The 22090-nt window shown below is 42.6% G+C and carries 22 protein-coding genes; 8 read left to right on the top strand and 14 right to left on the bottom strand.

Going from position 1 to position 22090, the window contains the following annotated elements; all coding sequences use genetic code 11:
- Nucleotides 1-23 precede the first annotated feature (23 nt).
- The 6 genes from MKX62_RS06100 to MKX62_RS06125 form a co-directional block, all read right to left on the bottom strand.
- The gene (locus tag MKX62_RS06100) at nt 24-1385 is read right to left on the bottom strand and encodes a sensor histidine kinase (RefSeq protein ID WP_340741046.1); all 1362 of its coding nucleotides are present in this window, start codon (nt 1383-1385) and stop codon (nt 24-26) included.
- Nucleotides 1375-2085 (bottom strand): response regulator transcription factor, encoded by a 711-nt coding sequence (locus tag MKX62_RS06105; RefSeq protein WP_338654757.1) that lies wholly within the window; start codon nt 2083-2085, stop codon nt 1375-1377. Before MKX62_RS06105 ends, MKX62_RS06100 begins: the two co-directional genes overlap by 11 nt.
- Before the next feature lie 94 nt (nt 2086-2179).
- Nucleotides 2180-3817, bottom strand: a complete 1638-nt coding sequence (locus tag MKX62_RS06110) for a M20/M25/M40 family metallo-hydrolase (RefSeq protein WP_340741047.1) — start codon at nt 3815-3817, stop codon at nt 2180-2182.
- A gap of 12 nt (nt 3818-3829) precedes the next feature.
- Nucleotides 3830-5248 (bottom strand): amino acid permease, encoded by a 1419-nt coding sequence (locus MKX62_RS06115; RefSeq protein WP_067213545.1) that lies wholly within the window; start codon nt 5246-5248, stop codon nt 3830-3832.
- A gap of 43 nt (nt 5249-5291) precedes the next feature.
- Entirely contained in the window at nt 5292-6053 is a 762-nt protein-coding gene (locus tag MKX62_RS06120; protein ID WP_067213546.1) for a dimethylarginine dimethylaminohydrolase family protein, read from the bottom strand.
- 20 nt (nt 6054-6073) lie between these two features.
- Nucleotides 6074-6928 carry a dimethylarginine dimethylaminohydrolase family protein gene (locus MKX62_RS06125; protein WP_067214094.1) on the bottom strand — a complete coding sequence of 285 codons (855 nt, stop codon included), beginning with the start codon at nt 6926-6928 and terminating at the stop codon, nt 6074-6076.
- A gap of 188 nt (nt 6929-7116) precedes the next feature.
- On the opposite strand from MKX62_RS06125, the gene MKX62_RS06130 reads away from it, so the two are divergent.
- The gene (locus MKX62_RS06130) at nt 7117-7857 is read left to right on the top strand and encodes an IclR family transcriptional regulator (protein ID WP_067213547.1); all 741 of its coding nucleotides are present in this window, start codon (nt 7117-7119) and stop codon (nt 7855-7857) included.
- 96 nt (nt 7858-7953) lie between these two features.
- Here the strand turns inward: MKX62_RS06130 and MKX62_RS06135 are convergent, their stop codons facing one another.
- From MKX62_RS06135 to MKX62_RS06160, 6 genes are all read right to left on the bottom strand, one after another.
- The gene (locus MKX62_RS06135) at nt 7954-8781 is read right to left on the bottom strand and encodes an undecaprenyl-diphosphate phosphatase (protein WP_340741048.1); all 828 of its coding nucleotides are present in this window, start codon (nt 8779-8781) and stop codon (nt 7954-7956) included.
- Between the two features lie 7 nt (nt 8782-8788).
- Nucleotides 8789-9400, bottom strand: coding sequence for a DedA family protein (locus tag MKX62_RS06140; protein WP_340741049.1), 612 nt, complete (start codon nt 9398-9400; stop codon nt 8789-8791).
- 1547 nt (nt 9401-10947) lie between these two features.
- A complete protein-coding gene (locus tag MKX62_RS06145; protein WP_340741050.1) occupies nt 10948-12570 on the bottom strand; it encodes a long-chain fatty acid--CoA ligase in 1623 nt (540 codons plus the stop codon).
- A 243-nt stretch (nt 12571-12813) separates the two neighbouring features.
- Nucleotides 12814-13962 (bottom strand): acyl-CoA dehydrogenase family protein, encoded by a 1149-nt coding sequence (locus MKX62_RS06150; protein ID WP_067213551.1) that lies wholly within the window; start codon nt 13960-13962, stop codon nt 12814-12816.
- 81 nt (nt 13963-14043) lie between these two features.
- Nucleotides 14044-14808 (bottom strand): 3-hydroxyacyl-CoA dehydrogenase, encoded by a 765-nt coding sequence (locus MKX62_RS06155; protein WP_370570018.1) that lies wholly within the window; start codon nt 14806-14808, stop codon nt 14044-14046.
- 75 nt (nt 14809-14883) lie between these two features.
- Nucleotides 14884-16032, bottom strand: coding sequence for a thiolase family protein (locus tag MKX62_RS06160; RefSeq protein WP_340741051.1), 1149 nt, complete (start codon nt 16030-16032; stop codon nt 14884-14886).
- Nucleotides 16033-16220: 188 nt separating this feature from the next.
- Between MKX62_RS06160 and MKX62_RS06165 the strand changes: the two genes are divergently transcribed.
- The 5 genes from MKX62_RS06165 (at nt 16221) to MKX62_RS06185 (ending at nt 19692) form a co-directional block, all read left to right on the top strand.
- On the top strand, nt 16221-16571 hold the full coding sequence (locus MKX62_RS06165; protein WP_187046131.1) for a lmo0954 family membrane protein: 351 nt from the start codon (nt 16221-16223) through the stop codon (nt 16569-16571).
- A 16-nt stretch (nt 16572-16587) separates the two neighbouring features.
- Nucleotides 16588-17226, top strand: a complete 639-nt coding sequence (locus MKX62_RS06170; RefSeq protein WP_067213554.1) for a PspA/IM30 family protein — start codon at nt 16588-16590, stop codon at nt 17224-17226.
- 114 nt (nt 17227-17340) lie between these two features.
- The gene (gene liaF / locus MKX62_RS06175; RefSeq protein ID WP_340741052.1) at nt 17341-18042 is read left to right on the top strand and encodes a cell wall-active antibiotics response protein LiaF; all 702 of its coding nucleotides are present in this window, start codon (nt 17341-17343) and stop codon (nt 18040-18042) included.
- Entirely contained in the window at nt 18039-19085 is a 1047-nt protein-coding gene (locus tag MKX62_RS06180) for a sensor histidine kinase (RefSeq protein ID WP_067213556.1), read from the top strand. The genes liaF and MKX62_RS06180 overlap by 4 nt, the downstream gene beginning before the upstream one ends.
- Nucleotides 19060-19692, top strand: coding sequence for a response regulator (locus tag MKX62_RS06185; RefSeq protein WP_067213557.1), 633 nt, complete (start codon nt 19060-19062; stop codon nt 19690-19692). Before MKX62_RS06180 ends, MKX62_RS06185 begins: the two co-directional genes overlap by 26 nt.
- Nucleotides 19693-19847: 155 nt before the next feature.
- Here the strand turns inward: MKX62_RS06185 and MKX62_RS06190 are convergent, their stop codons facing one another.
- Together MKX62_RS06190 and MKX62_RS06195 are read right to left on the bottom strand one after the other, a co-directional pair.
- A complete protein-coding gene (locus tag MKX62_RS06190) occupies nt 19848-20321 on the bottom strand; it encodes a DinB family protein (protein WP_231885736.1) in 474 nt (157 codons plus the stop codon).
- Between the two features lie 84 nt (nt 20322-20405).
- Nucleotides 20406-20729: a hypothetical protein gene (locus MKX62_RS06195; protein ID WP_067213558.1), complete on the bottom strand. Its 324-nt coding sequence runs from the start codon at nt 20727-20729 to the stop codon at nt 20406-20408.
- 278 nt (nt 20730-21007) lie between these two features.
- Between MKX62_RS06195 and MKX62_RS06200 the strand changes: the two genes are divergently transcribed.
- Together MKX62_RS06200 and MKX62_RS06205 are read left to right on the top strand one after the other, a co-directional pair.
- Entirely contained in the window at nt 21008-21106 is a 99-nt protein-coding gene (locus MKX62_RS06200) for a YjcZ family sporulation protein (protein WP_156476121.1), read from the top strand.
- A gap of 297 nt (nt 21107-21403) precedes the next feature.
- Complete coding sequence (locus tag MKX62_RS06205; protein ID WP_067213559.1) at nt 21404-22048, top strand: CPBP family intramembrane glutamic endopeptidase; 645 nt, start codon at nt 21404-21406, stop codon at nt 22046-22048.
- Nucleotides 22049-22090: the final 42 nt, after the last annotated feature.

Consider the following 22090-nt stretch of genomic DNA (forward strand, 5'->3'; position numbering starts at 1 on the left):
TCATTCATCATACGATTCCAACATTAAAAATCGGTGAGAATCTGTTTTTTGGGCATGATGATCCGGAAGGTGGTTCCTACGCCAACGCTACTTTCTATATTCAATTCTGCTCCAAGACCATCTGCAAGTTCCTTAGCAATTGCCAGCCCAAGGCCCGTTCCACCTGTTTTACGGTTTCGGTCTTCATGGACTCGATAGAATCGGTCAAAAATGTGCGGCAAGGCTTCTTTAGGGATTCCGTTTCCATAGTCAGTAACAGCAATGGAAATAGAAGTTTCATTTTTCGAAATAGTCGTTTTAATTTCTCGTTCGCTATATTTTCGTGCATTATCAAGGAGGATGAATAATAATTGCCTAAGTTTTTCAGCATCTGTTACCACAACCACAGAACCGTTCCCTTCTAGAATGAAATCTCTTGCGTGTGCATGACGCATTGGTTGTAAGGTCTTTTCAACCAAAGAATTAATATCCGTTTCCTCAAACTTAAACGCAACATGTTCTTGATTTCTTGCAAGATGGAGCATTTGCTCAATCATATCCTTCATCCGAATGGATTCCCCAAGAATTGCTCCGACTGCCTCTTTTGCCACCGAAAGGTCATCAAATCCGCGGCGTGAGAGAAGCCGCGCGTAGCTTTCTATAACAGTGAGCGGCGTTTTTAATTCATGCGAGGCATTGGAAACGAACTGTTCTTGTTTTTTAAAATTGCTCTCGAGTTGCCCCATCATATCGTTGAACTCATGGCCCATCTGCGCCATTTCGTCCTTCCCTTCGGCTGGGACCTCAATCTTCTCGTATGTTCCCGTTTGCCGGCTTTGTGACATCGTTTTAATGAGATTATCAATTGGTTGGATCACGATGCGACCAAGCGCAACGCTTGAAATCGTTATGGGAATCATCGCGATAAGGGTCACTCCGAAGAGGATAAGCTTGAGCAAGCTCAAATTATGTTTTACATCACTTAGCAGTTGAATCGTTTGCAGTTCAACCACTTTTCCGTCTGTCCAAATAACTGGCTCGCGTATCGTAAGTATCGGTGTATTGTCAAATTCACCGATTGAATAGCGTTCGCCTGGTTTTATTTCAGGATGGTAACTCCTAATTCCTTCCGCCGATTCGGACTCCACTTTCACCTTGCCCGTTGGATCCAAAATACGGACCGCACCATTCGGTGGTCTATAGGCATGGAGAACCGTCGCTGGATTCGTTTTTTCGGTCATCTGGCTGAGCGAAGCAATCAAGTCCTGCGATTGCGTCTTTAGCTGATTATACTCCGTGTCATATGCCAATTTCCCGTACACAAAATAGATGCCCGTGTTCGTCAACGTTAAGATAACGAGCATCAGCAACGTAGAAAAAAGGTGGATCTTTGTTTTAAGCTTCATTAACCTGTTGCTCCTTTAAAACATAACCAACACCCCGTATCGTTTGGATAAGCGTGCTTTTTTCCCCTTGTTCGATTTTCTTCCGGACATATCGAATGTACACATCCACGACGTTTGTATCACCGTAATAGTCGAATCCCCAAACAGCATCTAGTAACTGTTCACGTGACAACACTTGGTTTGGGTGTTTCAACAGATGAAGTAAAAGATCGTACTCCCGTGGTGTTAGCTCAATGGAGCGGCCATTTCTTGTTACGTCACGTGTTTGCTCATGAAGAGACAAACCCGCAAATTCAAGGAGATGTTCGTCTTTAGTCTCTACAGACGCCACAGGTTTAGAGAATCTAAGCGCCGAACGAATCCTTGCGAGTAATTCATCGATTTCAAAAGGTTTCGTCACATAATCATTCGCCCCGAGGTCAAGCCCCGCCACCTTATCTTCCACATCACTTTTCGCCGTCAATAATATGACTGGCGTGTCTGCTTCTGTTGCTCGAATCCGTCGCAATACGTCTAATCCATTCAATCCAGGTAACATAAGATCTAATAGAACAAGATCCCATTGTTGTTCACGGTATTTGATAAGCCCGTCTGGTCCTGTATGTGCAATGCCCGTTTCATAGCCCTCAAACTCAAGCTCAAGCTGAAGGACACGTGCGATATTTTCTTCGTCTTCGATGATTAAGATTTGCTCTTTCATTCGATTCACCTGCCACTTTTTCTTTCATCTTAACAGATGCAGACAATAAATAGAGACCTTCACTATTTCCGAAGGTCTCCACATTTCAGTTATATTAGCCTGTACATGTTTCCAAACTTTCATTCGTGACATACATGCTCTTCACGAGCGTTTCCAGCATAACAGGCATTTCCACAAAAGCACTGTCGACATGTAAACGCTCCGTCCGTTGATGTGCATCTTTCCCAAACGGACCTACATTGAACACGGGCGCTTTCAACTGGGCCATCTCAGTGAATGGAATGCTATACGTTTCGCCCCATACCGGCGTATTGCTTTCGAATGCAGCCCAGCCATTTGTGTCGTCATCGTAGTTAACATAACTTAGGTCACAGATACCGTTGAAGTAATGAATCTGTTCGACTGTATTATTAAATGTTTCCGCTGTTTTCTTCATCAATTCAATCGACTGGATGACAAGCGGGTTATCCGACGAGTTAATGGCTGGATAGTAAGGTGGTGCATAAAGAAGGACAGTTGCCGGCGCAAGTTCCTGGCATTGGATCATCAAGTTATCGACGATACGAAGCGATTTTTCACGATCATCCCACTCTTCGTTATGGAGTACTTCTTGCTTCAAGCGATCCACTTCTTTTTCCCCTAATTTTAGCAAAGCATGTTCAAGGAGCTGTTCATAACGCAAAACGTTCACTTCCCCTACGCCTTTCACTTGCTCTCGTTCACAAATAACCTTGTAGCTATCGTTGCACGCTGCCATTGCCTCAAGTGCCACTTGTTCGAACAAATCCATCACTTCCGATGCCGTACGCTTCATCAGGAAAACATTATATAATGCTACTGCGCGGTAAGGCGTTTGCGTCGAGTATTGAAGCTTTAAATCTTTTTGTTGCAATGAAACCGGCAACGGCGTACTTTCTCCAAGATCCGTCTCGCGGAATAATTCGTTCCATTCCATCCGTTGTGTCAGATATGAAGCAATATAGTTCGCAGTCATACCTTTCATTGGCTCGCCGACATGCGTTTCTTTGCCATAGAACAATGCAGCGGGCATGATTTTCCCGATGGTACCCGAGTAAACATATTCAGCAATATCCGTTGGGTTTTGGGAAAACGATGGCTCGCTATTTAAAAATAGTTTATACGTTAACCCTTGCTCCTCACGAATACGGACAAGCTCCTTCACTACAGCACGCATCCCTGCTGAGTTAACTTCCTCATCAGGAACGGTAGCTAATAATAGATTGATTGGCCATTTTTCAACACTGGCTTTTTCAATGAGTTGCATATGAAGCGCAAGCCCCATTTTCATATCCATTGTGCCTCGACCAAACAAGTAATTTCCGGTCTCCAAGTCGATGCGTGCATCCTCCGGAAGATCAGCATTATGCTGGGGTTCAGACAACATTTTCGTCAGCATTTCCGGATAAAATGCAAACGGCTCCAACACACCATATTCTTCAGTCCATACGGTATCGAAGTGACTTATAAGAACAATCGTTTCTGTTGCTTCGGGATGCTTGTACAAAGCAGTGACAGCTTGACGACCAAGCCCTGCATCGTGAAGTGCCAACTGATTCGGGTTATTTATGAAATACGCTAGTTCATTTAATTTCGCCTCTAATTTGGGAGCAAATGTATTCTCCCCTTCAGTTAACGTACGGCTGTCCCAGTTAACGAGTTCACATAACAGTGACCGAAGTGTAGAGGGTGTGCCCCATAGTAATTGGTTCATAATAATTCTCCTTTAATTTACAGGTTTCACTTCGGTTTCAACACTAACCTTGTTCTTTTTTTCCAACCTGAATTTATAAAACAGCATACATGCAACTAAAAATCCGACCCCGTAGTATAACCCAATCCGCTGTGTTGGATCGAATGCCAAAAAGACGAGAATAAGAAGACAAAAGGCGATACAAAACAATGGGACATAAGGATAGAAAGGGACTTTATATTTTAGGTCTTCCAATTTTCCGCCCTCTTTCAAATAGTGACGACGGAACATCAATTGAGATGTCGCAATCCCCATCCACGAAATTGTGACAGCTATTCCTGCAATCGACATGAGTAATACGAACACTGCCTCTGCTTCCATCACACTTGTCAATAATGATAAGAGGGAGAACGACATTGTGAAGATAAGTGCATTGAGCGGTACTCTATTTTTCGATAATCGCCCGAACATCTTAGGTGCCATCCCTTCGTTTGACATTGCCCATAGAAGTCGCGTTGACGCATATAAACACGAATTTCCCACTGACAAAATCGCCGTCAAGATAACAAAGTTCATAATACCCGCCGCGTACGGAACGCCGGCAATTTCCATCAATGTCACAAACGGACTGGCAAGTAAACCAAGTTCGGATGCAGGAAAAATAGCCGATAAAACAATAATCGAAGCGATATAGAAAATGACAATTCTAAAAATTATGGTTCGGATTGCTTTTGGTATGTTCTTTTCAGGATTTTCTGTTTCCCCTGCCGCAATTCCAACCAACTCCGAACCTTGATAGGAGAAGATAACGTTCATCATCGTCACAAACACGATCGCGATGCCCGCTGGGAATAACCCTGTAGGAGCTAAATTTGTTAAGAAGGGTGTTGAACGACCTTCCATAGGAATGAAGCCAAAAATCGCCGCAAACCCAATGATAAGGAACAAAATAACTGCAAGGACTTTAATACCTGCAAACCAGAATTCAGCTTCTGCAAATCCTCTCGTCGACAACGCATTCAAAGAGAATAAGAGGACCATAAATATCAAACACCAAATCCAAATCGGAACATTTGGGAACCAATGTTGCATAAGTATTCCAGCAGCAGTGAATTCCACTCCCGCAGTGGCAGCCGAACCTACAAAATACATCCAGCCAAGTGAAAAACCAGCCGAAGGACTAATATAACGCGTTGCATATGTTTGGAAAGACCCTGTCACAGGCATATGGACAGCCAGCTCGCCAAGACAAACCATAACCATATATAAAATCAAACCACCGAATAAGTATCCAAGCAGCGCTCCCCCCGCGCCGGCTTGATTAATTGTATAGCCTGCATTCAGAAACAGACCGGTTCCAATTACTCCTCCGAGAGAGAGCATAAACAAGTGACGGCTTTTCATAGAACGTTTTAATAGATTATCTTGCGGTTGTTCCCCTTTGTTTGACATGATATTCACTCCCCTGTTTTCCCCATTTACTTTTCGATTACGGTTAGAAGCGTAATGACAAACAGCTTAATCCACCGTCATGCTTCTGAACTTCAGACATTTCCAGTTCGATTGTTTCATAGCCCGCTTCATTAAATTTACGTTTTGTTTCTTCATATCCTGACGGAATAATGACATAATCATTCACACGGATACAGTTGGCTGAATACTCGTCTTCCTTACCTATAACAATTTTTTCATATGAATCAAATGCTGGATGATCCACAAATTCTCCCGCAACGACCATCCGGTTATCTCCTAGGTAAGCAATTCCTGTTTTCAAATGGAAAAACTCTTTTAACGGAATAATCGTAGCTTCATAACCTTGTTGTTCTAATATCCCTTTCAATTGAAGTGCTCCTTCTTCATTCGTCCGTTCAGAAATCCCAATATAGAAATTGTTCTCCGCTTGAAGAATATCGCCGCCATCTAGTGTTCCTGGCGATTTTATATAGTGAAGTTTTTCGTAAAATCCTTTTAGAGTAGCTTCGATTTCCTTGATTTCTCCATTACGTGATTCCGCTCCTGGATTTGTAATAACCGCGAAATCAGATGTCAACACGGCAGCATCTTCTACAAATGTCGAGTCTGGGAATTCTTCGCTTGCTGGAAGATGTGTAACAGTCACGCCGCACTTTTCCAACGCTTCAACATACTTTTTATGCTGTTCTAGTAACTTTTCAAATACGGGCTTTCCTAAATCAGAAGTCGTCAATCCATTCAAATAGCTTTCCCCAGGTGTTTTAACAATTACGTTTGAATACATACCCATTCCACTCCTCATTTTTAGTTTCTTACTACGGGAGAAGTCAAACACGTTGGACCACCCGTCCCTTTTACACTTATTTCTTCACCTTTATATTCATAAACTGTAGCTCCAGCATCGAGCAATTGTTTTTTCGTGGAAGCGTTTCCAGAAACAATTACACAAACCCGTGGTGCCAGTGCCAACACGTTGCAACCAAGTGTGTCATATTCATCTTTCGGAACTTCAATTAGCTGGATTTTTCGTTCAATCAACAACTGCCGGAAAAAAACAGGCATTAGTGGTGAATGCACGACTGCCAAATCACGATCGACCATACTGATGAACGACATAAGATGCAGACATTCCGCTTCTCCTTGATCATGTGGTAGTTGAACGACGATGAATTCGTCGACGAAAGACGCTGTCATTTCTTTCAATTGCCGGATTGCTTCATCATTCGTACGGTATCCACGGCCTACAACAAGTGTCTTGTCGTCCAACCAAACAATATCACCGCCATCTGACACTGCGTCTCCAGTCAACTCACCAACAATAGCAATTTCTCTTTCTGCAAGAAACTTTTTATATACTACCGCTTCCGGTTGTCTCAGTTTTTTACCTGATTTCAAAATGATTGCTCCTGCTGGCGTAAACTTCACCGGATCATGTGCATACAACGAATCCATACCAACTTCAGGCGATGCAGGTAAATAATCAATCTGTGGGACATATTTTTCAAGAATCCCTATAAAATTCGAATACTCGCGAACCGCCTCTTTAAAATTCGGTTCCTCAAGGTAATTGAATGTTTTCCATTGATCCGCGAGATGATTTTGATTTTGAAAAGCTTCATTTGGATGCTTTACAATCACCCGTTCTAATGGACTGTACATTGATGAACAATAAGTCAATTTACGTCACCCTTTTCCGCATAGTGGAAAACGTTTCCGAATAACGGAAAGTTTATATATAAAATATATTCTCTTCATGGTACAATGTCAATGTATTTCAAATACTTTTAATTCTTTTTTTCAGAGTAATGAATTTTACTTAGTTATTTATATGATAGGTGGTGCTTTAAATGCAATCAATTGACCGCGCTATGATCGTAGCCAAAACTCTTGCTACACACACTTCAGAAAACGGAGTGTCTATTTCAGACCTTTCCAAGCAATGCGAATTACCACTCAGTACAATGCATAGATTGCTGAAAGCGATGATTAAACAAGGTATGGTGGAGCAGGATGAGCGTACGAAATGCTATCGGCTCGGAACGATTTGGTTAGAATACGGTTTGCAAGTGTATGATTCGATGGATTATGTCACTAAAATAAGGCCAGAGCTAGAACGTTTGAGCCATGAAGTAGATGAAAGTGTCTATCTAAGCCGCCCCGCAGGATTAGAAGCAATTATTTTAGAGAGAATAGATAGTGAAAATAATACAATCCGGATTTATGACCAACTCGGTTTGCGCATTCCAATGAATATCGGTGCGGCTAATAAAGCGATGCTTGCCAATATGCCTTCTTTTAAGTCCACGGACATTTTGAAGAAACTGTTGCCTATCGAACAATTGGCTCCAGTAGAAGTAACGCTAAAACAGATAAAAAAACTAGGATATGCTACGAGTCACGGTGAAAGGACGGAAGGTACTTCTTCTGTCGCGGTGGCCATTGTTGATGGATTAGGAGAAGTTGTCGGGGCAATCAGTATAGGCTTCGTCAGTTTCAATCTGACTGAAAATCGGATGGATTTCCTTATTGAAAAAGTTATGGAAACAGGTAGAAGGATTTCGGAAAAACTAGGTTCGAACAGTAATTAATCACCAATTTATAAGTAGATCAGATATTTTCAGACTGCATTGCAAAGACAAAAAAACGACTCCCGCGCACCAATGTGCAGGAGTCGTTTCAGATTCTTATAAAAACACAATAACCGCTAGCACAGCTGCTAATATAAGTCGGTAAATTGCGAACGGTACAAGCTTGACGCGTGAGATGAGCTTCAAGAAGAAGCGAATCGAGATAAGCGCAAAGATGAATGCACTGATGAATCCGACGATATAAAACGACAGATTATCCATTGATAAGTACTCCCAGTTTTTCAAAACCGATACAAGACTTGCACCCATCATAATTGGAACAGCCATTATGAACGTGAAATCTGCCGCCGTTCTATGGTTCATGCCGAACAGTACACCACCCGAAATCGTGGCGCCTGAGCGCGAAAATCCTGGCCATAATGACAGACATTGGACAAGACCAACCGAGAATGCCTGTTTGTATGTGATTTGATCCAACGTTAGTACTTTCGGTTTTTTTGGACCAAATTTATCAGCCACAATCATAAGAATAGCCCCTGCCACCAAGGCAAAAATAACCGTTTCCACTCCGAATAAATAATCATCAATCAGATCTTTAAACGCAAATCCAAGAATGACTGCCGGAAGCATACCGATAATGACATGCCCTAAATTGAAACGTGAATTCATCTTTTTACCATCAATCTTATAAAGTCCGACTAGGCTAAAAAGACGTTTCCAAAATACGACGACAACCGCTAAAATCGATCCTAGCTGGATAACAATCTTAAATGTAATCGCGGGATATTTACCTAAAAACTCTTCTGTCTTCAGCCACATATCATCGACAATGATCAAGTGACCCGTCGATGATACAGGTGCGAACTCCGTCATACCTTCAACAAATCCAAGTATTAACGCTTTAATCAAATCAAATAATTCCATAAGTTAGTTACACTCTCTTTCTACGGAAGCGAATATACCAAAAGCAACTCACAATTCCGCCAATTGCTAGCAGTGCGTACGCAACGTTCGAATAGATGTCCATATAATGAACAATCGATTGCCAATTGTCGCCGACTGCTGCGCCGATCATAACAAGTGCCGTATTCCAGATCAGACTACCGATTGTTGTAAGTAAAATGAATAGCGGGAAGTTCATATTCGACATACCTGCTGGAATCGAGATTAGGCTCCGTATTAGTGGAACTAGGCGACAGAGTAGCACTGTCCACGGACCATATTTGTCGAACCATGCATCGGCCTTACGGATATCTTTTCGAGTAAGACGTAAAACGCCACCCCACCGATCAACAATTTTCTCAAGGCGTGCCACATCGAGAAATAACCCGATACTATACAAAATCATCGCCCCAATAATTGATCCGACCGTTGCTGCAATGATTACACCCATTCGAGTCATATCCGAATAAGTCGTCATGAATCCACCGAATGTCAAAATAACTTCAGATGGTATTGGTGGAAACACATTCTCAATCATGATTAATAAAAACACACCAAAATAGCCAAACTGGTCCATAAATTCAGTAATCCAATTTTCCACGCTTCGCCCCCACCAACTATTACTTTACTAAATACCGAATGCAAGTGCAAACTGACTTCGTGAAATGAATAGACGTTCCTTTATAAGAAGAAGTTGCCTTTCTTATCAATTATTTTATGCAAAAGAGTCCATCCCTATGATTCTACGTCGGTATTACCCGCTTGAATCATTCTAGAGACTTGTTCGCTTTTTGTTGATAACGTCATAAAGTGCCGAGTTATCAACAGTCATCAGTTGATAACTCGAAAAAATGTTTATAGTTTCAGAATTTTCTATCGGAAATCATCTTTTTGGGTTATTAATCAAATTCTAAAGATAGATATCCACAATTTCCTCCCCAGTTAACAATTCCTCCACAATGATCAATGAAGTTATACACTACCCACCAAGCTATATATAATCCATAGTCTGGTAAGTTATATTTATACTGAATATCAGGAATACGATTCACTAAAGTACTAACTATCTGGTTGATTATTCAAGTACTAAAACCATACTATATATGCTGCACAAATGAATACGGCATATGCGCTTTACAAAGGCTTTTTTGAGGCCGCTGAAAAGTACTGATACTTGGAATGAAATAGAACTCCTACAAATACCGCTCCGACGCTTTGTGGATGCCTCCCGCGATAAGCCAGAAAGAAGATCCCTTTCAGTCTTATCACTCCGGCTACCACGAAGACGCGCCTTCGCTAGATGGTCTATGTGAGAAAGAGCATTTCATTATCTGTGATGAAGTTTGCAAGCTAAGGCACGTCTTTCTTGAATATAAGTAGTATCAACTAGTAATCACCTTATAACCTCGCATATACATCTTAAAATCACATTTCTCACGATAATGAACAAGCCCGGCAAAGGCATCCGCAAAGCACCAAGCGTTCTACAATCCACACCTCGAATTAAAACTCTCTCCTTATTTAGCGCCACAGTAAATTCAATGGGATTCTTTAATTCAACACATATAGGTTAATTAATCACGTCTGTTGATTAACCATTTCCTCACATAATATTCTTCTAAGGTAGGCGCGATTTTTTTCATTTGGACTAGTACTTTTCCGGCTCGCTTTCGGCTAAAATAATCACGATAGTTTTTCTGTGAGACAGGTGTGGCTAGTTACGACTTATACAAACCGAACCCTTTGCTGTTCGGTTGACTGCCTTTATCCAGGTAACAAGCCCACTATTCTTTCGTCCCAAAAAAGCTTTCGCACTTCATGTACTTGCACCTTTAGAGAGCGACAGATGAACGACCACCATACGATTACCGAAAAAATCTATAGGGATGCGACGAGTAGCATCCCTATAGATTAAGATACCCCGGTAAAGATATAGGAGTCGTTCGATCCAAAGCAATCTAAGCAACTGTACGGGGGATGCTTAGTATTTGATTAAGTTATTTTCTGGTTATTTCTAGTAAATCAACACGTGTGTTAATTTACTATACTGTTCTCATTGCGGAGCTTATTAAGGCCTGAAACGGATCTATATACGTTGAAATGAAAAAAAGACCAAACCAGTGTGGTTACGGCCCCTTTTTGTGTGTTTTACACTTGCTGATAATGTTCCGTCAATTGATTACGTAATGAGGCTTTCAGGAATTTACCGACGGATGTTTTCGGGATTTCATCCAAGAAGACAACATCGTCCGGTACCCATAATTTAGCGAACTGGCCTGCCAAATAGGTTAGCAACCGCTGTTTCATCTCTTCGTCAGCAACCTTCCCTTCTTTCAAGACAACACACGCCAGTGGACGTTCAATCCATTGCTCATGCGGTATTGCTATCACTGCCGCTTCAAAAACATCTTCATGCGTCATTAGCGCATTCTCCAAGTCAACAGACGAAATCCATTCGCCTCCACTCTTGATCAAATCTTTTGTGCGGTCCATCAATTTAAGATAGCCGAACTCGGTCATAACTGCGATATCGCCTGTGAATAGCCAGCCATCACGGAAGGCTTCTGCTGTACGCTCATCATTGTAATATTCGCTTGCAATCCAAGGTCCCCGAATAGCTAATTCGCCCATTGTTTTACCATCCCAAGGCGCATCTCCGGCTTCATTAACAATACGGACTTCAAGACCTGGCATCGGCATCCCTTGAAGTGCACGGACATCGATTTTCTCATCCATTGTCAAATCGGTCATCCCTGATGAATAGACAGATAGACTGACTAGTGGCGATGTTTCAGTCATGCCATAACCAACTATGAACGGTACACCTAGTTTTTCTTCGAATGCACGGATCAATCCTTTTGGTGAAGCTGAACCACCGCTTACAACGGCTCTAAGTGACGACAAATCTCTCGGGCTCTCCTCCTGCTCCTTCAGTACTGCTAGCCAAATTGTTGGAACTCCCGCTGTTACAGTCACCTTCTCCTGCTCGATCAAGTCCAGCAGCAGCTTCGGATTTAAGCCTGGCCCCGGCAGGACTTGTGTTGTACCAAAAAAGACCGCGGCGAATGGCATTCCCCATGCATTGACGTGGAACATTGGCACGACTGGCAGAATTACATCTCTCTCCGATAAGCCCATAGCATCAGCTAGTCCTAGCGCATAACTATGCAGAACAAGTCCGCGATGGGTATAGACGACTCCTTTCGGATTGCCCGTCGTAGCGGATGTATAGCACATGCCAGCTGGCGTATTCTCATCGAGATCCTCCGGGAATACAAAGTCTTCAGATGCTTCAGCTAGGAGTGCTTCATACGAATGGACATTTTCGAGTGATGTTTCAGGTATTTCAGTGCTGTCTCCCATGATGATATAATGTTTCACCGTTTTCAGATAAGGCGCAAGTTTTTCAAGATGCGGAAAGAGATTATCATCGACAAGCAGGATTTCATCCCCGGCATGGTTGATAACGTATGCAATATGTTCCGGAGATAATCGTATATTGATCATATGAAGGATGGCACCAGTTCCCGGCACACCGAAATACGCTTCTAAATGTCGATGGTGATTCCAAGCAAACGATCCAACTTTCGTTCCGTGCACCATCCCAAGTTTCGTCAGGGCATCCGCCAGTTTGCGTGTTCTTTTTGCGAACTCACGATATGGAATCCGGTGAATCGAGTTTTCTCCTGTTCGTGAAATAATTAATTTGTTAGGGAAATATTGCTCTGCTCGTTTAATAAAGGAAGATAATAATAGTGGTGTTTGCATCATACTAATCTCGCCCCTTTTCATGTAGAATATTTTTTACGTAATCAGTGCATAATAATAGTAGGTATACGTCACATATGGTCCCGAAGAATAATATGCCCTACGAAACCAAGTTATTCCTACTTATACAGTTTGCAGTATTGAATACGGTGTACAAACTGAGTGTATGCGCCTTAAAAGGGTAGCCGAGCGCCAAGACAGATTCAATGGTATTCTTTATATCAACTTATTAAGCAACCCTAATTTCTACAAGCCCATATTCTTCGCGATGATGACTTTCATGATTTCATTCGTCCCTGCGTAAATCGATGCCACAGGGATATCCCTGTAACGTCTCGCAATTTTATATTCTTCCATATAACCGTACCCACCGTGCAACTGCATACATTCTGCCGAAATTTCTCGCGCCGTATCAGTCAGCCAATATTTCGCCATCGATACTTTTGTGACGACATCTTTTCCCGCTAGATGATCTTCGATAAGTGATTCTAGAAACACTTTTCCAATTTCCACTTTCGTTGCAATTTCAGCAAGTTTAAACTGCGTGTTTTGAAACGAACCAATCGGCTTATCAAATGCTTTCCGCGATTTTACATACTCAAGTGTCATTTCTAGCATATCCTCTGATGCCGTTTGTGCGGCAATCGCAACAACAAGCCGTTCCTGCTGTAGTTTCTCCATTAGATAGCTAAATCCTTTTCCTTCTTCGCCAATTAAGTTCGTTACAGGTACACGGCAATCTTCAAAGAACAATTCCGCCGTGTCTTGCGAATGCAGCCCTACTTTATCGAGTTTTCGACCTTTTGTGAAACCTGGCGTACCTTCTTCTATAATAAGCAAACTGACGCCACGATGTTTCGGTTCGGCATATGGGTCAGTTTTTACAGCAACGAGTATAAGATTCCCATTAATACCGTTTGTGATAAACGTCTTTTGACCATTCACGACGTAATGGTCCCCATCTTTAATTGCCGTCGTCCAGATATTAGCCAAGTCCGATCCTGTTCCTGGCTCTGTCATTGCAATAGCGGCAATATTGTTAGCGCTTACACAACCAGGTAGCCAGCGCGCTTTCTGCTCCATTGTGCCGAACGATTCAATATATGGAACAACGATGTCATTGTGCAAGCCTACCCCTGTGAGACCCGCGCCTACACGCTCAAGTTCTTCCCCGATGATTACACTAAAGCTGAAATCCAGACCAAGCCCTCCGTATTTTTCATCCACTTGCGGGCAGAGGAACCCCATCTCCCCAAGTTTTTTCCAAAATGCGATTGGTATAAGCCGATCTTTTTCCCATTTATCGTAGTGCGGAACTGCTTCTTTCTGAAGAAACTTCCGAAGTGAATCTCGAAACATGACGTGCTCATCCATTTCAAATCTGTATCTCGCCAACGGTCTAGCCCCTCCTTTTGTAACATGTGCTTTGGAACGTGTTTGAGTTGCCATGTTTATCGGCGAACCATTGTTTCCAACTCACTTTGGTTGCATCCGAATCGCACCATCCAACCGAATTACTTCACCGTTGAGCAGTGTATTAGTAAATATACTTTCAACAAGCTTTGCATATTCATCTGGTCGCCCAAGTCGTTTCGGGAACGGTACCATTGAAGCAAGTGAATTACGTGCGGCTTCCGGTAGCCCGTCGAATAACGGCGTTTCTACAAGACCCGGTGCAATTGTCATCACTCGGATACCGAATGCCGCGAGTTCACGTGCAATCGGTAATGTCATTCCAACAACGCCGCCCTTTGAAGCACTGTATGCAACCTGTCCAATTTGTCCCTCGAAAGCAGCAACGGAAGCAGTATTCACAATAACCCCACGTTCCCCTTCTTCGTTTGGCTCATTTCCTTGCATTGCGGCCGCCGCAACACGAATTACATTAAATGTGCCTATCAGGTTTACTCGAATGACTTGTTCAAACTGGTCAAGCACCATCGGACCGCTACGCGACAACACTTTCCCAGGCGTCGCAATACCTGCGCAATTAACAACGGCTGTTACTTCTCCAAACTTCTCCTTTACGGAAGCAACGTTTACTTCCACTTCTTCCGCATCCGCAACATCCGTTTTGAAGAATAAAACACTTTCCTCTCCAAGCTCTCTTGCAAGCGCTTGTCCACGCTCTTCATTCCTGTCGAAGATAGCTGCCTTCCCTCCGGCGTTTACTATCCTCCTTACAGTGGCCTCCCCAAGACCGGATGCTCCACCTGTCACGATTGCCGTTACTTTTTCCATTTCCACACCTAAATCCCCCTAATCGAATACAACTAAATTTCATTTAGCAGGGGTTTGGCCCCTCACTGGATGAAATTAAATACGTTCAATAATTGTCGCGTTCGCCATACCCATTCCTTCGCAAATTGCGAGTAGCCCATAACGTCCGCCAGTCCGTTTTAATTCGTGAATCATCGACACCAGTAATCGCGTGCCTGTCGCGCCAAGTGGATGACCGAGTGCGATGGCGCCGCCGTTCGGGTTCAATTTCGTAGAATCAGCACCCGTTTCTTTCAGCCAAGCAAGCGGCACTGGTGCAAATGCTTCGTTCACTTCATACGTATCCATGTCTTCTATTGTAAGACCGGCCTTTTCAAGTACTTTCCGTGTTGCTTCAATTGGACCAGTTAGCATTAACGTCGGATCAGAGCCAACAACAGCTCGTGCAACAATGCGTGCGATCGGCCTCACGCCAAGTTCGTCCGCTTTGTCGCGTGACATAAGGAGTACAGCAGATGCCCCGTCACTCATTTGACTTGCATTACCCGCTGTAATTACGCCATTTTCATCAAAGACCGTCCGTAATCCTGCCAACACTGCTGTTGTCGATTCGGGACGAGGGCCTTCATCTTTAGAAAATAGTTCTGTTGTGCCATCTTCTTTCGTGATTTCAACAGAAACAATTTCTTCTTCAAATTTCCCTTCATTAATTGCGTGAATCGCCTTTTGGTGACTTTCGAATGAAAAGCGATCTAGTTCTTCCCGTGACAGTTCCCACTTCTCAGCAATTCGTTCAGCTGATAGTCCTTGATTAATGATTTCATATTTTTCTAGGAGCTTTGTACTTGGTTTTGCATCTCCCATATTGGACATCATTGGTGCACGCGTCATACTTTCAACTCCACCTGCAATGACGATATCCATATCCCCAGACAGAATAGCTTGTGACGCAAAATGAACAGCTTGCTGACTCGATCCGCATTGCCGGTCAATTGTCACACCAGGTACATGTATTGGGAATCCGGCGATGAGCGCTGCTGTCCTAGCAATATTCCCACCTTGTTCACCTGATTGGGTAACACAACCAAGAATGACGTCTTCCACGTCTTCTTTATTTATCCCTGCGCGTTTCATAAGTTCCTCAAGTACCACAGCCGCAAGTTCATCAGGTCTGTAGACCGAAAAGCTCCCTTTTCTCCTACCTACCGCAGTTCTAACCCCCTGAACAATAACAACCTCTTTCATACCTACACCCCGTTATCCGAATTAATTAACTTTTCTTATAATAATAGAATACATGAAAACACTTACAAAATCTAGTATGACTTAGATCGAATCAGCCTCAAGTCCTAGGTGGAAATCCGCTTAGCGCCCGTTTGGACGAGCCGGAAATCGTTATAAGATTAAGCTACAAACGAAAGGAGGAACAACAAATGAAAAAACTAGGTCTTGCAGCACTTGGTATTACAGCAGCAATCGTTGCCCTTGCGAATCTCGGATCACTTCTCGCACTTGCATTTTCAGCATTGATTGCATACGCGGGGTTCCATTACTTCAGAAAGAGCACTTCCACAATCTCGAAATTGTTCTGGGGAGGCGTACTTGTCATTGGCTTGTTAACAGCAATAGCAAATGTACCGGCATTCATCGGAATCATTGCTTTAGTCGGTGTTCTGTATGTTTGGCGTAAATGGCATGGCTCAGAAAACAGTAACATCATCAATAACCCTACTGACGATCCATTCGTAAACTTCGAACGTCAGTGGAATGAAATTACAAAATAATGAGGAGGAACTAACTATGAACTCACTTTGGAATAGATTTAAATACTCGGTACAAGCAGATCTTCACACGGTGCTCGACAAAAAGGAAAGCAAAAATCCAATTGCCATGTTAAATCAATACATCCGCGAGGCAGAAAAACAGACCGAATCAATTGGGAAATTGCTTGAACGTCAAAGCAAACTAAAAACAGAACTGCAGAAAGAGTTGGCAGAAGCTGAAAAAATGTCAGAAAAACGTCGTAGTCAGCTTGAACTTGCACAAACTGCTGGTGAAGAAGACTTAATCGCATTTGCCGAGGAGGAAATCGCTGCGTACGATACGCGTGCAGCAGAACTTTCGGAAAGCGTTATGGAAACGGCTTATGAATTAATTTCACTGGAGCGTAAATTCGAGGAAATGAAACATAAAGTGAAAGATATGAAAGTTCGTCAGCTGCAATTGATGGGGAAAGAGAATGTGACCCGCGCCCATCACCGGATGGATCAAATCATCTCTCCTGAAAATGCAGACAGTAAAATGGCATCAGTTGGCGATATGAAAAAGTATATCGAAAACCTTGGCGGAAAGATTGAACGTGAGTACGAAACGTCATCAATGGACCGTCGCCTTGAGACATTAGAGAAAGAATCCGCAAAAGAAGTAGAAATTGTGTAAAATAGACTGTAGGATGCAGGTATGCAACCATCGCCGCAGGAATCGGTGTACTTAGGTTGTGTACCTTTTTTCTTATTTACAGATAATCTGACCTCAAGAAGGGAGAATAACAAAATGAAACGAATCGATACAAGCAAAATCACATTTTGGGGGCTAACTTTCCTGCTACTCATTTTTGTCGAGGCAGCTTTCTTTCATAACGGCAATATCGTGTTCGTCCTTCTTGGTGCCGGACTAATTTATTACGGTTTGCGGAAACGATCGAAGCTGCTATTTTTACCAGGCCTGTTTTTTATCGCAATGGCACTTTTCACTTTGTGGAGTTTACGGATGCTCATTTTCACCGTCATCATCTACGTCCTCGTAAAACTATGGAAGGGCGTACCGTCGGAAGAAATAATGCGTCCTCTCAAAGATCTTCAACGAGAAACGCCCAACGGAATTTGGAAAAACAAACTATTTTCCGTCCAGTCATCCCCCTTTGCGTCTTATGAATGGGAGGACATCCATATCCACGGACTCTTTGGTGATATTCACATCGATGTAACGGATACAGTACTGCCAAAAGGAACTTCTTTAATTTCTGTTAGGCAAGGTATTGGAAAAATAAAAATTGACTTACCTTACGAAATCCCCGTACGCATTCATTACACGACATTAATCGGTGATGCTAAGCTTTTCAATATTTATCGGAAACGGCTCATTAATGAATCGCTCCATATGAAAGATAGCTATGAAGGGAAATCTGCTGATTCCCCTGAACTTATCATTACGCTTTCCACTTGGGGCGGAGATGTCGAGGTGACACGAAAATGAAGGCAGTCATCGGACGCGGACTTGTTTTATCAATTTTATTTATTGCGATTGCAGCGGTGTACATCTATTTCCTTCTTGGTTTGCCAATAGAAGAAAGTTGGTTTGCGTTTTATGAATTGCAATTTGCGAATGTTTCGCTTGGCTTGTGGATTTTGACTACTATTTTCTTGCTTGCCTGGGGAATCGCTATATGGACAGGTTTTTTAGGAAGTTCAAAAGAGAAAGCAATCGAGCAAAGAATAACAGGGTTGATCGACACTGAGCTAGAAACTGATTCAATCGAGAAGTTCTCTCCCCGTATGGACCGGGCAATCGGGACCGTATCAACGGTCATTCATACGCAGCGAAAAAGTCTGCAACGGATCATAGATGAGCGTGCGGAGGAGCAAGACAAACTTATACAAGAACGAATTATACAAGAACGACAGCGACTCGCGCGCGAGTTACATGATTCTGTATCCCAGCAACTGTTCGCCGCATCGATGCTATTATCCGCTATTACGGAAAATAACGAAGTTGCTATCGCACAAAAACCGGTACTCCAAGTCGAGCGAATCGTCCAACAGGCGCAACTGGAAATGCGCGCCTTGCTACTCCATTTACGACCGGCACCCTTGAATAACAAATCACTTGCCGAAGGACTTGAAGAGCTATTAATTGAATTAAGGGAAAAAGTGCTATTCGATATCCGATTCCGTTTGGAAGAAGTGACATTATCAAAAGGTGCGGAAGATCAGTTATTCCGAATCGCGCAGGAGACGCTGTCCAATACACTGCGCCATGCACAAGCCACGGAAGTCGATGTGCTATTTGTGGAACGAGACGGGCTCGCAATTTTCCGGGTGCAAGATAATGGTATCGGATTCAAAGATAGTGATGGAAAAGGCGGCTCATATGGTCTGCAAAACGTTAAAGAACGTGCAATTGAAATCGGTGGAACATGCAAAATCGTTTCCGTTCCCTCACAAGGGACGATTGTGGAAGTGAAATTACCTGCTCGAAAAGGAGATGGACCGAATGATCAAGATCCTGTTAGTGGATGACCATGAAATGGTGAGAATCGGTGTTTCTGCCTATCTACAGATTCAGCCGGATATGGAAGTCATCGGCGAAGCGGTAAATGGGCGCGAAGCCGTAGGAAAAGCACTTGAGTTACGCCCCGATATTATATTGATGGATATGGTGATGCCGGAAATGAACGGTGCCGAAGCAACTGCTGCCATCATTAAGGAGTGGCCGGAAGCAAAAATCGTTATCGTGACAAGTTTTTTAGATGATGACAAAGTATATCCAGCACTTGAAGCAGGCGCAATCAGCTATATATTAAAAACATCGAATGCGAAGCGAATTGCAGAGGCCATCCGTGAAACATTAAAAGGACAAACAGTATTGGAACCTGAAGTCACAACAAAAATGATGCGCAAAATGCGAGCAGGCAATGAACGGCAGCCCCATGATGAGTTGACGGAACGTGAACTTGAAGTATTATTGCACCTTGCGAAAGGTAAAACGAACCAGGAAATCGCAGATGATTTATTTATTGCACTGAAAACAGTGAAAACACATGTTAGCAATCTATTATCTAAACTAGAAGTGCAAGACCGGACACAAGCAGTCATTTATGCATTTAAGCATGAATTAGTAAATTGAAAAGCAGTCATCTTACGTCAGATTAAAACGGACGTGTGATGACTGCTTTTTTTAATGCAGGAAATTATATAATTATCGGCCCGAGGATAACCTGAGAAAGGCGATATTTCACGCCCAGACTCTAGCGCCTAGAGGCTTACGTTTTTGCTCCAGAATTATTCTGAAGCCAAACGGTTCAAAGCATTAATCATGCCTGCATGAACGCCTTCATGCCACACTGCAAATTGAACGACTGCCTCAACTGTCACCATTGTATGCAAGGGTCCAATTGACATCGGTTCCTGTAACGTATTGCTTAGTTTACCTTCGAGCGCTTTAACGACACGTTCTGGTTGTTCCTCTAATGCCGCGAGGAGCTCGTCTGTTGATGGAGCATTTCCTTCCCAGTCGTTAGGGCCTGATCCCGACACAAAAAGAGAGATCCATTCGGGATGGACAGGTTCATAACCTTCCACCGCTTTTTGAATGAGTGTTTCCATCGTTACAAAAATATGACCCGCATTCCAACGAATCGTGTTATTGAATCCTGTTGGTTGTGCATCCCAAGCTTCTGCTTTTGACTTTACAAGACGGCCAAGTGTATAAATACGTGTGAATTTTAACTGATTCATTGTTTCGATGACAATCATCCCTTTCTTTGCTTCTCTTCTACTCTACCGCATCTTATCTACAAATCAAAACGGTCGCTCCACAAAGGGACGACCGCTACTAAGTTATGGTTTAAATGGATCTTCGTTCGGTTTCTCTTTATTCCATTTTTCGTGTGTTTCTTGATCAAACTTGTTATCTTCTTGATGTTTTTCACCAAAAGGGTATTGTTCGCCCGACCTTGGCTTATTATAACCCGTGTCCGTTTTGTATGTTCCGTATGCTGACTGTTCATTCTCACCAGTCTTGTCCAAGGTGTTTTTTCTAAAGACATCCGATGTATTCGAATCGGATGGATCCGCGAGTGGAAGCTCATCGGAATTAGCTACCCCTTTCACTTTCGGTTCAAGATCTTCTTTGTTTGGGTACTTACCATCTGATTTTGTCATAGTATCTATTGATCCTCCTTCTTCGAATAGTGATTCTATTCCCATATTTTAAACTAATGATACAACACATTTCATTAAACAAGCAAGTAGAATCCCATACTAGACAGCAGGATGGCCACTCCAATTACCACGTCTATCCATCTACTTGTCAGCTAAACTATTCTTCTAAATAACCAAAAGCAATTATTTCTTTGGCAGTCGTAAAGGCGTTTGTACTTAGTGCCTAGTAATCTATTTGCATAAGCTAAATTAGACCATTCATGAAAGGAGTGTTGACAATGGGTCAATACGGAGGATATGAGAGCGGAAGCTCATTTGCGTTAATTATTGTGCTTTTCATCCTGTTAATTATTATCGGTGCTTGCTTCATTGGTTAATTAAGGATGTTGTGCATCTAGTACCAGCATACTTGCTATATATGTTGAAATAAAGAAACCACTGAATTTGCTACTGCGCTAGGGGATGCTGCCAGTCTTATGACTTTGGCTCCCCCTTAAAAGGCGCCTTCGCTCAATTTATATTGGTATTTATTTGGTCAACATATATAGTATTATTTTTTTCTTAGGGAGCGCTTGATAAGCGCTCCCTTTCCATATTTCCATTTTATTAATTTTAATGAAACTTTAGACATTATTTGGTCGTCCATTACTGAATCAATGATTGGAGGATCTACTATGATACGGGGAATTATTTTATCGTTATTCAGCATCACTTTTCTACTGTGGATTGAACAATCAGTAGAAGTTACATACATCTGGAAAACGGCGGCGAAAGTGACTCTATTCCTGCTCGTCCCACTCCTATTATTCCGCAAGACGGGATTCCCATTCTTACGCTTGGTCCAAACTGATCGAAAAAGCATGTTGATTGCGATTGGTTCTGGAGTTGCGATTATGGGGATTATCTTTGCGGCGTTCATCATCTTACAGCCTTTCATAGATATTGCTGCACTTCTAGTTGACCTTGCTAGTGCAGGTATAACGACTACAACATTCCCGTTCATCGCTCTCTATATACTGTTCGGCAATTCGATGTTAGAGGAATTTTACTTCCGCGGTCTGTTGCCAAATCTTGTTGGCAAATCTCGGATTCGGTTTATTTTACCGTCATTCCTCTTTGCCATTTATCATATTTCAATTTTTCTTCCATGGTTCAGCTCAGCTCTTCTTATACTCGCTGTGACAGGGCTCTGGGTTGGTGGAGTTATCTTTCAACTTGCCAATGAAAAAAGCGGAACAATTTTGCCCTCTTGGACGATTCACATGTGTGCAGATATTGGTGTACTACTTATCGGTGTCTATATTATGTACTTCTATTGAATAAGGCCGCATGACAAAAAAAGCTGTACACATTCCCCTTCT

The sequence above is a fragment of the Sporosarcina sp. FSL K6-5500 genome (genome assembly GCF_038005665.1).
In the GTDB taxonomy this organism is placed as follows: Bacteria; Bacillota; Bacilli; order Bacillales_A; family Planococcaceae; genus Sporosarcina; species Sporosarcina psychrophila.